Origin of the sequence: Kribbella sp. NPDC026596, assembly GCF_040638415.1 — a bacterium.
Lineage (GTDB): Bacteria > Actinomycetota > Actinomycetes > Propionibacteriales > Kribbellaceae > Kribbella.
The window spans coordinates 1-13,026 of sequence record NZ_JBEZYF010000094.1 but is presented as its reverse complement, the minus strand read 5'-3'; the positions used below and the strand labels follow the sequence as shown (position 1 = coordinate 13,026).

Annotated in this window: 15 protein-coding genes and 1 pseudogene; 2 read left to right on the top strand and 14 right to left on the bottom strand. The window is 67.6% G+C overall.

Going from position 1 to position 13,026, the window contains the following annotated elements; all coding sequences use genetic code 11:
• Positions 1-14 precede the first annotated feature (14 nt).
• On the bottom strand, positions 15-551 hold the full coding sequence (locus AB0E63_RS42415; protein ID WP_360379355.1) for a GNAT family N-acetyltransferase: 537 nt from the start codon (positions 549-551) through the stop codon (positions 15-17).
• An 18-nt stretch (positions 552-569) separates the two neighbouring features.
• Here AB0E63_RS42415 and AB0E63_RS42410 point away from each other — a divergent pair, with 18 nt between their 5' ends.
• Positions 570-1,433 (top strand): arylamine N-acetyltransferase, encoded by an 864-nt coding sequence (locus AB0E63_RS42410; RefSeq protein WP_360379352.1) that lies wholly within the window; start codon positions 570-572, stop codon positions 1,431-1,433.
• On the opposite strand, the gene AB0E63_RS42405 is transcribed toward AB0E63_RS42410, so the two are convergent.
• From AB0E63_RS42405 to AB0E63_RS42375, 7 genes and pseudogenes are all read right to left on the bottom strand, one after another.
• Positions 1,422-2,873 (bottom strand): NADH-quinone oxidoreductase subunit N, encoded by a 1,452-nt coding sequence (locus AB0E63_RS42405; protein ID WP_360379350.1) that lies wholly within the window; start codon positions 2,871-2,873, stop codon positions 1,422-1,424. The two genes, AB0E63_RS42410 and AB0E63_RS42405, sit on opposite strands and share 12 nt — an antisense overlap.
• Before the next feature lie 118 nt (positions 2,874-2,991).
• Entirely contained in the window at positions 2,992-4,500 is a 1,509-nt protein-coding gene (locus tag AB0E63_RS42400) for an NADH-quinone oxidoreductase subunit M (RefSeq protein WP_360379347.1), read from the bottom strand.
• Positions 4,497-6,263, bottom strand: a complete 1,767-nt coding sequence (locus tag AB0E63_RS42395) for an NADH-quinone oxidoreductase subunit L (RefSeq protein WP_360379345.1) — start codon at positions 6,261-6,263, stop codon at positions 4,497-4,499. Before AB0E63_RS42395 ends, AB0E63_RS42400 begins: the two co-directional genes overlap by 4 nt.
• Positions 6,260-6,577, bottom strand: a complete 318-nt coding sequence (gene nuoK / locus AB0E63_RS42390; RefSeq protein ID WP_360379343.1) for an NADH-quinone oxidoreductase subunit NuoK — start codon at positions 6,575-6,577, stop codon at positions 6,260-6,262. The genes AB0E63_RS42395 and nuoK overlap by 4 nt, the downstream gene beginning before the upstream one ends.
• Before the next feature lies 1 nt (position 6,578).
• Positions 6,579-7,073 carry an NADH-quinone oxidoreductase subunit J gene (locus tag AB0E63_RS42385; protein ID WP_360379341.1) on the bottom strand — a complete coding sequence of 165 codons (495 nt, stop codon included), beginning with the start codon at positions 7,071-7,073 and terminating at the stop codon, positions 6,579-6,581.
• Positions 7,074-7,207: 134 nt separating this feature from the next.
• Positions 7,208-7,441: pseudogene (locus AB0E63_RS42380) on the bottom strand (4Fe-4S binding protein); the annotation flags it as partial.
• A gap of 163 nt (positions 7,442-7,604) precedes the next feature.
• Complete coding sequence (locus AB0E63_RS42375; RefSeq protein ID WP_360379338.1) at positions 7,605-8,402, bottom strand: methylenetetrahydrofolate reductase; 798 nt, start codon at positions 8,400-8,402, stop codon at positions 7,605-7,607.
• Positions 8,403-8,533: 131 nt separating this feature from the next.
• Between AB0E63_RS42375 and AB0E63_RS42370 the strand changes: the two genes are divergently transcribed.
• Positions 8,534-8,812, top strand: coding sequence for a hypothetical protein (locus AB0E63_RS42370; RefSeq protein ID WP_360379335.1), 279 nt, complete (start codon positions 8,534-8,536; stop codon positions 8,810-8,812).
• Between the two features lie 133 nt (positions 8,813-8,945).
• On the opposite strand, the gene AB0E63_RS42365 is transcribed toward AB0E63_RS42370, so the two are convergent.
• From AB0E63_RS42365 to AB0E63_RS42340, 6 genes are all read right to left on the bottom strand, one after another.
• Complete coding sequence (locus AB0E63_RS42365; RefSeq protein WP_360379332.1) at positions 8,946-9,614, bottom strand: isochorismatase family cysteine hydrolase; 669 nt, start codon at positions 9,612-9,614, stop codon at positions 8,946-8,948.
• A 30-nt stretch (positions 9,615-9,644) separates the two neighbouring features.
• Positions 9,645-10,847: an RNA polymerase sigma factor gene (locus AB0E63_RS42360; RefSeq protein ID WP_360379329.1), complete on the bottom strand. Its 1,203-nt coding sequence runs from the start codon at positions 10,845-10,847 to the stop codon at positions 9,645-9,647.
• Positions 10,844-11,188, bottom strand: coding sequence for a YciI family protein (locus AB0E63_RS42355; protein WP_360379327.1), 345 nt, complete (start codon positions 11,186-11,188; stop codon positions 10,844-10,846). Before AB0E63_RS42355 ends, AB0E63_RS42360 begins: the two co-directional genes overlap by 4 nt.
• 220 nt (positions 11,189-11,408) lie before the next feature.
• Positions 11,409-11,927: a DUF6879 family protein gene (locus tag AB0E63_RS42350; protein ID WP_360379324.1), complete on the bottom strand. Its 519-nt coding sequence runs from the start codon at positions 11,925-11,927 to the stop codon at positions 11,409-11,411.
• Positions 11,905-12,429, bottom strand: a complete 525-nt coding sequence (locus tag AB0E63_RS42345; protein ID WP_360379322.1) for a hypothetical protein — start codon at positions 12,427-12,429, stop codon at positions 11,905-11,907. The genes AB0E63_RS42350 and AB0E63_RS42345 overlap by 23 nt, the downstream gene beginning before the upstream one ends.
• An 80-nt stretch (positions 12,430-12,509) precedes the next feature.
• Entirely contained in the window at positions 12,510-12,950 is a 441-nt protein-coding gene (locus tag AB0E63_RS42340) for a DUF5753 domain-containing protein (RefSeq protein WP_360379404.1), read from the bottom strand.
• Positions 12,951-13,026: the final 76 nt, after the last annotated feature.

Here is a 13,026-nt window from a genome sequence, read left to right as displayed (position 1 = left end):
CCTACCCTGCCAGGTCACTGGCCGACGGGCACTCCTCTGTCCAAACCATAGAGCGCGGAGCCCCAGCCCAGGTCCGGTACGAGCAGCTTCCAGCCGAGCCGCCGGTAGAGCCTCGGCGCCGGGCGATCGTCGGAGTACGTCGTGAGCAGCGCCCGGCGGTTCGGAAGGTCTTCGATCAACGCGTTCATCAACTCCGCCCCGAGCCCTTGGCGCTGAGCCTCGACCCTCACCGCCAGCTCCACGACCTCGAAGTGACCGCCGATCCACTCGTCCGCGAGCTCCGGCGTCACGGCAGCCGCGATCCTGTCCGACCACCACTGCCCACGGTGTCCGGTGAACCCGTAGGCGAATCCGGTGATCTCGCCTCCGGCTCGGGAAACGACCAGTTTGAAGTCGTCGCGTTCGGAGTGGGTCGGGATCTGCTCGCTCGCGAACTGCTCGGCCCTCTCGGGCTCCTCGTCGTACCCAGGAGCGCCGAAGGCGGACAGGTAGACGGACGCCAGCTCGGGGGCGGCTTGGATCGCTTCGGCCGGGGCGAGTACGTCGATCACCTCATCTAGCCTAGACCGGTGGATACTGGGGCGTTCCTGCGGCGAATCGGACTTGGCGAGTACGACGGTCCGCCGCGGCTGGAGGGGTTGTCGCGGCTGCACGAGTCGTTCGTGGACCAGGTGCCGTACGAATCCGTGCAGTACCAGCTGACGCCGGGCGGTCCGCTGGAGCCGGAGGAGGTCGCGAAGCGGATCATCGCGCGGGAGACCGGCGGGTACTGCTTCCAGCTCAACGGCTGCCTCGCCCTGCTGCTCACCGAGCTCGGCTACCGCGTCAAGATGCACCGCGGCGGCGCGCAGACTCCGAATCGCCCCGGCGACGTCGACGCCAGCCACATGGTGCTGACTGTGAGCGGACTCGTCGAGGATCCGGACCGCGTCTGGCTGGTCGATGCCGGACTCGGCGAAGCTCTGGTGCACCCGCTGCCGCTGGAGGTGGGCAGTACGTATCAGGAGCCGTTCACCCTGCGGTTGCGTCCGTCCGAGAAGACCGACGGCTGGCGGATGGACCACGACCCGCGGGCCAACCTGATCGGCATGGACTTCGAGTCGGCCACGGTCGGCCTGGACGCCTTCGTTGCCCAGCACCTGAACCTCTCCACCAACCCGGACTCCGCGTTCCGCCGCGTCGCCTCCGTCTTCCGCCGCAAACCCACCTCGGCGGTCGCCCTACGCTCCGTCGGCCTCACCGAAATCTTCACCGACCGCATCGACAACACCATCATCGAAAACCCCGAGGACTACTTCGCTGTCCTGGCCGACGTCTTCCACCTCCCCCTTCCCCACTACACCCCAGCCGACCGCGACGCCCTCTGGCGCCGAGTCCGGACCCAATACGAGGACTTCCTGGCGAAGCAGGACCAGGCCGGATCAGGTAGCTAGGGAGAAGAGGGTGCTGGGGAGGATGGAGAGGACTGCGGCGACGGCGGCGCAGATGGAGATCATGGTGACGGCTGGGGTTTCGATATCGACGGAGAAGGGGTCGTCGGCGGGGAGGCGGAAGAGTTCGGCGACCCAGCGGAGGTAGACGGCCAGGCCGATCATCACGTTGATCGCCATCACGATCGCCAGCCAGCCGAGGTGTGCGTCGATGACCGCCTGGAAGGCGGCGAACTTGGTGAACAGACCGGCCAGACCCGGCGGCAGACCTGCCAGCACGACGAGGAAGAAGATCAGCGCAGCGGCCAGCCCCGGCTCGGAGCGAACCATCCCGCGGTAGTCGGACAGCAGCCCGGCCGGCCGGTGCCGCTGGACGACCGCGACCGACCCGAAGGCTCCGAGGGTGACCACGACGTACGCCGCCAGATACCCGACGACAGCCTGGGCATCGCCGACGGCCAGTGGCGCGAGCAGGAACCCGACCTGACCGATCGACGACCACGCCAGCAGCCGGACCGCCTCGACCTGACGCAGGGCGGCCAGGTTCCCGACCGTCATTGTCACGGCCGCGAGAATGGCGACGACCGTCCGCAACTGAGACCCGTCCGGCGCGACCCCGGCCGTCACGAGCACAAGCAGCCCCGCGACCCCGGCCGACTTCGACACCACCGCGAGGAAGGCGGTGACCTCGACCGGCGCACCGACGTACGTGTCCGGCAGCCAGGCGTGGAACGGCACCGCCGCGATCTTGAACGCGAACCCGACGATCACGAACAGCCCGGCCGCGAACGCGACCCGGCTCAAGTCCGGATCGAGCCCGGTCAGCCGGTTGGCGATCGTGGTCAGGTACAGCGAGCCGGTCACGCCGTACAGGTAGGAGATCCCGAGCAGCATCACCGCGGTCGACAGCACCGACACCAGGAACGCCTTCAGCGCACCCTCGGATCCCCGCCGGTCCCGGCGCAGCGCGACCATCGCGAAGCTCGGCAGCGAGACCACCTCGAGCGCGATCACCATCGTGGCCAGATCCCGCGCCCCGGCCAGCACGGTCGCGCCGACCAGCACGCTCAGCAGCAGGAAGTGGTACTCACCGATCGGGACATCCGAAGCCAGCAGCTTGTACGCCGACAACCCGACGACCCCGAGTCCGCCGATCAGCAGCACCGCCCACAGCCCGGCGGTCAACGGCTCGAACACCAGGCTGCACTCAGCCGGCCCCTCGACCGCAGGCCGGCAGAACGCGGGCTTGAAGCCGTCCCGCTGCGCCCAGGCGAACACCAGTCCGAACAGGATCACGGCCATGGTCAGCAGCGTCACAACCGTGTGCCGCAACCGCAGCGGTGCACTCTTCCAAAAACTGTCGACCAGCAACACGGCAACCGCACCGATCGCCAGCACCAACGGTACGGCGATCGCCTGCCAATCAGTCCAAGTCAGGGTCATGGGGCCTCCCGCCCTGGACTGAGGAGTGGAGGGAGCGAAGCGACTGGAGCGACGAGGGAAGGGCGGGAGTCAAAGCCCCATGACCCCGCCGGCGCCGAAGGCCCGGCCAAAAGCACAGTCACAGACTCACCCACTGGTGCAGGAGGACGCCTGGCCAAACGCCGAGCAGCACGGTCAGGGCGATGAGCGGCGCCCAGGTGATGAGCTCGATTCGGCTGAGGTCGACGGCGAACGCGGTCGCCGGGTGCTCGGCCGGGTCGCCCTGGCACAGGTTGCGGACCAGGCGGAGGAAGTACGCCGCGGTCAGCACGGTGCCGAGTCCGGCGATCACCATGAACACCAGATACGTTGTCCGAGGCAACGGCTCCGCCGGGTCGTACGCGCCGAGCAGCACCAGCATCTCGCCCCAGAACCCGGCCAGGCCGGGCAGCCCGAGCGACGCCAGGCAGGCGAACGTCAACAACGCTCCGATCCGGGGCAACCGTGCGTACAGGGCCCGGCCGATCGCCCGCAGGTCGCTGGTGTCGTGGCGGTCCTTGATCGCGCCGGCCAGGAAGAACAGCAGGCCGGTGATGATCCCGTGCGCGATGTTCGCGAACAGTGCGCCGCGCAGCCCGGCCGGCGACAGCGTCGCGATCCCGAGCACGATGAACCCCATGTGCCCGACGCTCGAGTACGCGATCAGCCGCTTCACGTCGGTCTGCGCCAGACAGGCCAGCGAGCCGGCGATGATCGCCACCACAGAGAAGCCGGCCAGGTACGGCGCGATCGTCACGGTGGCATCAGGCAGCACCGGGACCAGGATCCGGATCAGGCCGTACGTACCCATCTTCAGCAGCACGCCGGCCAGCAGCACGGACCCGACCGTCGGCGCCTTCGCATGCGCGTCCGGGAGCCAGATGTGCAGCGGCCACAGCGGCACCTTCACCGCGAGACCGATCGCAATCAGCAAAGCCGCCGCGAGCGGTACGCCGTGACCGCCGAGCACCGGGTTGTTGCTCAACTGGACGATGTCGAACGTCCCCGCCTGGCGATACACCAGCAGGAACCCCAGCAGCATCAGCGCCGACCCGAGCACGGTCATCAGGACGAACGTCGTCGCCGCCCGCTTCCGCCCGACCGGATCGTGCTCGTCACCCCAGATGTCGATCACCAGCCACATCGGGATCAGCACGATCTCGAAGCAGACGAAGAACAGCACCAGGTCCATCGCGGAGAACGTGCCGATCACGCCGGCCTCGATCACCAGCAGCAACGCGATCAGCGACCTGGTCCGGCCGATCCGCGGCGTGATCTTCAGCGAGTACAGGCAGCAGAGGAAGGTCAGCAGCGCGGTCAGCACGATCAGCGGCATCGAGATCGAGTCCACCGCGACGTGGAATCGCACCCCGAGCGACGGAATCCACGGCACGTCGGTCGTCGCGTTCAGCGGGCGCCCGTCCTGCGGGGTGTAGCCCCACCAGCCCTCGGTCCGCGGCCAGAGCACCACCGCCCCGACCAGCACGAGCACCGAGATCACCGACCCGTACGCCGCTGCCAGGCGATCGCCGATGCCCGCCGGAATCACCCACAAGGCGAGCGCGGCCAGGATGGGCAGCAGCAGAATCCCCAGCAGGATCGCGTTCACGAGCCGATCACCCCGGCGAGCACTGCCAGCGCGACGACGCCGACCACGGCCGCGGTCAGGTAGGTCTGCACGTTCCCGGTCTGCAACCGCCGCAGCCCCTGCGACACCAAGGTCCCGGTCCGTCCAGCCGCGCGTACATAACCGCCGATCACATCCCGATCCCCCGCCACCGTCAGCTTCGCGAGCCACCGCACCGGTACGACGAACAGACCGCGGTACGCCGTGTCGACGCCGAACTCACGCTCCAGCACCACCGGCCGCGGATCCGCACCTCGTGACCACAGCGAGTACGCCGGGAGTCCGCCGAGCACCACGAGTGCGGTCGATACCAACCCGATCACCCAGTTCAGGTGGACGCCGTCGACGTACCCGAGCACGATCGAGGCCACCGCCAGCAGGACCAGCGGCGCGAGCATCACCCACGGCGCGTCCCGCAACTTGGAGGTGTCAGGATCGTCGAGGTCGGCTATCGCATCGTCGTCGTCCTCGAAGGCACCGGGCGCACCGGCGAGCGCGGGCGTCCGGAAGAACACCCACAACCACATCCGCACGCAGTAGAAGGCGGTCAATGCCACCGTCATGCAGACCGAGACGAGCACGATCCAACCGACGACCGACCCGTCCCGCGCCTGCTCCCAGGCCGCCTCGATGATCGCGTCCTTGGAGAAGAACCCGGCGGTTCCCGGGACGCCGGCCAGCGCGGCGAGCCCGATCGTCATGGTGATGAACGTGACCGGCAACGCCTTTCGCAGCCGCCCGCGGCGGGTGTACCGACGCAGTACGACGAAGGCCGCGCTACCGACCTGGTGCAGCAGCACACCGGCGCAGAGGAACAGCAGGCCCTTGAACGCGGCATGCGTGACGAGGTGGAAGAGGGCTGCGTGCCGGCCGTCCGCCGTACCCAGGGAGAGCGCGGAGAACATGATCGCCAACTGGCTCACGGTCGACCAGGCGAGGACTCGCTTCACCTCGACCGCGGCCATCGCACAGAGCGCGGAGAAGAGCATGGTCACGCAGGCGACCACGGCCAGCACGGTCATCGTGGTCTCGGAGGCGGAGAAGATGGTGTAGAGCCGAGCGATCAGGAAGACGCCGGCGGCAACCATCGTCGCCGCGTGGATCAGTGCGCTGACCGGGCTCGGGCCGGGCATCGCGTCCGGAAGCCAGGTCTGCAAAGGAACCTGAGCCGACTTGCCGACCACGCCGACCAGGAGCAGCAGAGTGCCGGTGGTGAGTACGCCGGGCGAGATGGCAGCCGGGTCGAGCTCGGAGATCCGGAACGTGCCGGCGCCGACACCGATAACGAAGATGCCGAACAGGAACCCGACATCGCCGAGCCGGGTCATCAGGAACGCCTTCACCGCACCGGAGCGCGCGTCGCGACGCTCCCAGTAGTGACCGATCAGCAGGTACGAGCAGGCGCCCATCACCTCCCACCCGATCAGCAGGAAGAACAGGCTGTCCGAGACCACCACGGTCACCATCGCGGCGGTGAACAACGTGACGAGCGCGTGGTACGAGGCCGGACGCTGGTGCAGGTATCCGAGCGAGTAGACCTGGACGCAGGTCGCGATCACGCCGACGACAGCGAGCATGACAACCGTCAGGTCGTCGGTGCGGACGGCGAAGCCGATGGTGAGGTCGCCGACCGACGAGTTCAGGAACGAGGTCTGGCCGGGGTCGGCGCCGTACAAAAGGATGGCCATCAGGACGACGAGCAGGGAGAAGCCGACGCCGGCCACCCGCCAGACGGTCGCGATCACTGGGCCCTCTCCTGTTCGACCAGGTCCCGGGCCGCGTCGGCGTCGACGCTGCCGTGCCCGCGGAACAGCAGCAGTACGATCGCCAGCCCCAGGCCGATCTCGGCCGCCGCCAGCGTGATCACGAAGACCGCGAGCGTCTGGCCGGTGGCTTCGTCCAGCCGCCAGGCGTCGAAGGCGACCAGGTTGAGGTTGACCGCGTTGAGCATCAGCTCGAACGACATCAGCATCGTGATCGCGTTGCGCCGGGCGAGGACGCCGTACACGCCGATGCAGAACAAGGCGGCGGCCAGCAGCAGCGGGAGGATCAACGGCATGTCAGTCCTCCTTCTTCCGCTGGGACAGGGCGATCGCTCCGATCAGCGCGGCCAGCAGGAGGACCGACAGGACTTCGAAGGGCAGCACCCAGTTCTTGAACACCGCCGTACCGACGGCCTTCGCGGATCCGTCGGCGACCGGCTTGACCTTCTCGTTGCTGAAGGCAAGCACCACGCCGGTGCCGAGAAGCAGTGCGAGCGCGGCGGCGACGACCGCGGCGAACGGGCTGCGGCCGGTGGTGAGATTGGGCAACGGATTCGTCGGGGCCTTGGTCAGCATCAGGGCGAACAGGACGAGGACGACGATCGCGCCGACGTACACCAGGATCTGGACCAGCGCGACGAACTCGGCCCGCAGGGCGCCGAAACAACCGGCGATCGCTCCGAGGGCGACGACCAGCCAGAGCGCGGCGTGCACGATCCGGCGGGAGGTGACGACCAGGACGGCGGCAACGAGGGCGACTGCTCCGGCAACGCTGAAGAGGACTGTCGTCACGCCTCGCCCTCCGGGGCCGGGGTGACAGTCGGGCCGGGGTCGATCGGCTGCGGCGCGGGAACCGTCCACATCCAGTCCCGCAGGCGCTCCTTCTCGTGGGTCAGGTTGCGCAGGTCGGTCTCGGCGTACTCGAACTCCGGCGACCAGAACAGCGCGTCGAACGGGCAGGCCTCGATGCAGATCCCGCAGTACATGCACAGGCTGAAGTCGATCGCGAACCGGTCCAGCACGTTCCGGCTGCGCTCCCGGGCCTGCTCACCGACCGACGGCGCGGTCTCGGTGTGCGAGTCGATGTAGATGCACCAGCTCGGGCACTCCCGGGCGCACAGCATGCAGGACGTGCAGTTCTCCTCCAGCAGCGCGATCACCCCGCGGGTGCGCGGCGGCAACTCCGGCTGGACATCCGGGTACTGCTCGGTGACGGACCGGCGGGCCAGCGTCTTCGCGGTGACCTTCAGCCCCTCGATCAACCCCTTGCCAGGCACACCCACGTTCCCACCTCCCGTCAGTACAACCCCTGCTTGCAGGAGACTAGTCGGTTCCGGCCCGATCCGGTGCGACCCGGGGCGGTCGGAGTTCGCGCTCGAGCCGGGCAGCAACCTGGCGGTAGCGGCTGACCGGTATCAGATGAACGCCGTCGAAGGCGCCGGAGTCACGGATCTCCAGAATCTGCTCACAAGCATGATCCACCCCGGCGTCGCGATCCAGCTCGACCGCGTCGATCAGGGTCTCCGGGATCTTCAGCTGCGGCAGGGAGGCCAGGTTGTGCGCCATCTTGGCTGACGCGAGCACCATCACCCCGGCGTACACGGGAATGTCGAGGGCGACACTGTCCCGCCAGCGCAGCAGCTCGTCGAGGTCGTAGCTGACCTGGACGTACAGAAAGTCGGCCTCCGCCTTCCAGCGCGGGACCGGGCGGAGGCGGGTGGCCGCGCCGACCTGGAAGGGGTTGCAGCCCGGGTACGAGGTCTGGCGAGCCTGCTCGATCATCGTGCGAACCGTCAGCTGGCTGGTCCGGGCACCCTCGGCCGGGTCGTCTCCGTGAACGAAGAGGAACTGCTCGACGCCGTACGCCGCTGCCGTCAGGAGATCTCGTTTGAACCCGAGGAGGTTGCGATCCCGCGAGTTCAGGCAGGCGATCCCGCGGGAGCCCATCGCCTGGACCTCGTTCGCCACCGCGACACTCGACACGGTGGCCCGGCCGATGTGGTTGTCCGGGATCAGGAAGGCGTCCGCGATCGGGCTCATCACGCCGATCTGGTGCCGCACCTTCTTCAAATCAGGCCGCGTCGGCGGCTCCACCTCACACACCACTTCGAATCCCCGCACATCCCGGACCCTACTGAATCCGGCGGCGCGCCCACCCCACATTCCACATCCCGGCGACAACTCACCGACCTCCTGCAGACGGCACGCCCACTCGGCGGTCCACATCGCCGCGGCGCGCTTACCGTGGTGACATGGGCAGCCGTGAGGCGGTGTCGGGCGCCGTCTTCGGCGCGTTCGTGATGGTCGTCGTCAGCGTCGCCTTCGCCTGGTTCACCAGCGGCCCCGACCACACCGACTGGACCCACTCAGCCATCGCCCTCTCCCCCTTCGCCGCCCTCTTCGGCGCCGCCGCCGGAGCCGTAGCCGGCCTCCTCCTCCGCATAACCCGCCCCCCGGCCCGCCGCTCCCCGTACACCACCCACCGAGACCGCACCGACCGCTCACGCCGCGACAAGCGCAAGTCCCGCTAGAGGCATCCGGCCGGGGGCTTCGGACACCTCGTGGTGGGCTTGGACAAGCAATAACCTGTTCAAGCCCACCGGTTCCCCGTCCCAACCCCCGGACCCGCCCGCCGCCCCCACCGCCAGACCTGGCCTCGGCGGATTAGTCGCCGAGGAGCGCGAGTACCTCGGACGTGGTCCTGACGTCACCAAATGTCCGGTACACGGTGTAGAGCGTGGCGTTGAGGTCCTCATCGCGGCGGGCGGCGTTGGCGTCGGCGACCATCAGCACGCGGTAGCCGAGCGTGCTCGCATCCCGGGCGGACGACTCGCAGCAGACGTTGGCCACGGTGCCGGTGATCAGCACGGTGTCGATGTCGCGCTCGGACAGTTGTTCATGGAGGTCGCAATACCCAGGGAAGAAGGCGCTGGCCGCAGTCTTCTCCACCAGCAAATCCGCGGCATCGACCTCGAACTCCGACCAGATCCGCTCGCGCACCGGCCCGCTCCCACCGGACTCAGCGAACAGCTTGGCCACCTCCGCACCGAGGAACTCGACATCCACCGCGGTCGGCTCGGTGTACCCGGGCACCACCCAGGCGACGGTCCCGCCGGCCGAGCGCAGTCCGGCCGCGAGCCGGCTGATGTTCGGCACGATGCCCTGCTGGTACCCGCCGAGCCCGACGAAGAACGGCACCATGTCCACGACGACCAGAGCAGTCCGCGATGGATCGAGATGCTCGTATGCATGTCGGCGGCCGCGCCGGCTCTCCTGGCGCGCGTACTCCCGCGGCTCGATGTGCCAGTTGTGCAGTGCAGGCGGCTCCGTCATGCGCGGAAGCCTGTCAGGCACCACCGACAGTCAAAGCCGATCGAGGCGGGACTGGAGGAAGTTTTGTTCGGCCTGGTTGGTGGTTAGGGACTGGGCGGTGGCGTAGGCGGTTTGGGCCTCGGCTCGGCGGTTCAGTTGGGTGAGCAGGTCGGCTCGGATGGCGTGGAAGAGGTAGTAGGAGCCGAGGTCGAGGTCGTCGGCGAGGGCTAGGGCTGCGGCTGGGCCGTGTACCTCGGCGACGGCGACGGCGCGGTTGAGGGCGACGACTGGAGTGGGTTCGAGGGTGAGGAGGTGGTCGTAGAGCTGGAGGATCTGGCGCCAGTCGGTGTCCGCGGCGGTGGTGGCGTCGGAGTGGACGGCGTTGATGGCTGCCTGGAGTTGGTACGGACCGGGTTGGTTGCGGCGGAGGCAACGGCGTACCAGGTCTTGGCCTTCGTCGATCAGCGCGCGGTCCCATACGGCGCGGTCCTGGTCGGAGAGGCGGATCAGCGAGCCGTCGGCGGCGACTCGGGCGGGACGGCGGGACTGCTGGAGGAGCATGAGGGCGAGCAGACCGGCTGCCTCGGGCTCATCCGGCATGAGCTCCACCAGGAGTCGACCGAGACGGATCGCCTCGGCGCTCAGTTCGTCGCGGACGAGGCTTTCGCCGGACGAGGCGGCGTACCCCTCGTTGAAGATCAGGTAGACGACCGCCAGTACACCGCGGACGCGCTCGGGTAGATCGGCTTCGTACGGCACGCGGTAGGGGATGCCGGCCGCGCGGATCTTCGCCTTGGCGCGAACCAGGCGCTGCGCCATCGTCGGCTCCGGGACAAGGAACGCGTGCGCGATCTCAGCCGTGGTCAGGCCGCCGAGCATCCGGAGCGTGAGCGCGACGCGAACGTTCAGCGCCAGCGCCGGGTGGCAGCAGGTGAAGATCAGCCGGAGGCGGTCGTCGTGCACGGCGCCCTCCTCCACTGGTTCGTCCTGCGCGCGCAGCAGCGCGGCCTGGGCCTGCTTGTCCGCCCGCGCCGACTCACGCCGCAACTTGTCGATCGCCCGGTTCCGGGCGGTCGTGATGATCCACCCAGCCGGACTCGGCGGTACGCCGGTCTCCGGCCACTTCTCGACCGCCGTGGCAAACGCGTCCTGCACCGCGTCCTCGGCAATCTCCAGATCGCCGAACACCCGGGCCAGCACGGCAACCGCCCGCCCATGCTCAGCCCGGAACACCCCGGCGATCTCAGAATTCACGACTGAAACGGCCTGACCTCAACCGACAACGGCCGCAACACCTTCGCCAACCGCCGAGCCCACCCCAGCGCGGCATCCAGATCCTCGACCTCGATCACGGTGAACCCCCCAAGGTGCTCCTTCCCCTCGGTAAACGGCCCATCCGTCACCAGCACCTCGTCATCGGACGCCTTCAACACAGTCGCAGTCTCCGGCGGATGCAACCCGGCAGCAAACACCCAAACCCCCGCCGCCTGCATCTCCCCGTTCAACGCCTCCAACTCCCGCAAGATCGGCCCCAACACATCCGGGCCAGGCGGCGGCCCATCCGGCTGATAAATGCTCAGCAAGTACTGATTCATCCCAACCTCCCGCTACGTGCTGACACCACCTACACGAACACCCCCACCCCACATCGACACCACCGCCACCTTAATTTCAGCCCTGGCGGAGGCGGCGCGGCTCAAGTGGTACGGCGCGGCGGCGCCGCCGCAGGGATCAAGACGCCGCCGCACCGGTCAGGTAGGACCGCCCCTAGAAGCCGCTCAACTTGCTGCTTGATATGTGCAGGCGCATCAAGCGTCAGGTGGACTTGTACTCGCTGTGGGGGATCGACAGCGCCCAGACCTTCTCGAAAGCGGACGAGCACATCTCGACTACCTCTCGATCGGTCGTCGTGGTGAAGCTGGTGTTCAGTCCGGTACCGGCGTAGTGGAGGAAGACAACTCGCTTGCCGTCGAAGAGGTAGTAATCGTTGCCCGGGATACCGACGGTTGAGACGCGCGGCCGTGGGACCCAGTGGATGTCTTCGCCAGCTTCGGCGATCGGTGTGAAGGCGCCGTAAGCCCACCGCTGATAGTCGCTGAGCGGCTCGGAGACGATCTTGATCCTCCTCGCAGATCGACCGGCGTTCACGTGAGCTGCGATCTTCTCGCACCAGTCCTGCAACCAGGCGAAGTCATCCGGTTCTCCCGCGAGCCACTTGGCCAGATGGGGCAACTCGGTATCGGTTCCGTAGGCGTCACGAGCTTCCAGATGCACCATGCTGCGCTTGAAGCTGCCCGTCAGCTCGGTCAGGTCATCCGCGGTGATCTCTTGCACTTGGATCAACAGCTTCCCCCGTCGGTCTTGTACAGGGTCGGAGAGTTCTGCGGAGCAGAGTTGGAGTCCTGGGCAACAACTCGGGCTCGCGGGGCACCGCGCCAAGGATGGTGACAACGCGTGCCTCAGTTGCGGCCTCGAAGTAGTCCTTGACATGGGTCGGAGCTCCGAGAACGGCGAAGTGCAACATACTCGGGAGGATCACCACTTCGACCTTGTCCCGGATGACCGCTTGCAGCAGCCGCTCAAAGGCCAACGGCCCCGTCTCTACCTCCTCTACAAAGGTGGCGGAGAGCTCAAAACCTGACTCCACCGCAAAGTATGTCAACCGCTGCTTGGTGCGGTTGACCTCCGACTCGAACATCAGGAGATGCCGACGGAGGTAGGCGTAGGCCTGCTGTGCTTCAGCCTTCGACTCGCCATTGTCAGACCGTGTCGTCGGGCGATTGCCAAACAGCGAGTAGCCACTCGCACCGGTGAGAGAGATCAGCCCCTTGGTCACGTCGTGACGGTAAGAGGTGACAGGCGGCCGCCTCGACGAACTTGCGCGAACTTGCGCGCGGCCTCTGCCCGGGCAGTGAATCAGGCAGGTATGCCGGCGAGCGCGGCCTTCATGAGGGTGCGCGCCGCGGAACCGTAGACGGCGAGCTTGGCGAGCGCAGCGAAGGTCTCGGCGTACATGGCGATTTCGCGGGGCTGCGTGATTGTCAGGAATCCCGACACGAGCTCGACGTTGGCTTGAGCGTTGTCGAAGATGTAGAAGTCTTCGACCGGCCACCGTGGTGTCCGGTCCACAGTTGCCGGGATCACGCCGAGGCTCACAGAGGCCAGTTGCATGATGTCGAGGAGGTGGCGCAGTTGCCCGGCCAGCACCTCCGGTCCGCCGACCTGGTAGCGCAAGGCAGCTTCTTCGAGTACGAAGGCGAAGGTGTGCCCGCCTTCAACAAGGATGCGCTGGCGATCCATGCGCTCGGCCACGGCGGCGGCCACGTCGTCCACCGGCACTAGGGCGTGTCTCCTTATTCGCGAAGCCAGAGTGTGATGGCGCGTAGGACGAGGCCGCCTCGGTAGATGGTGGCGAGTTTGTCGTAGCGGGTGG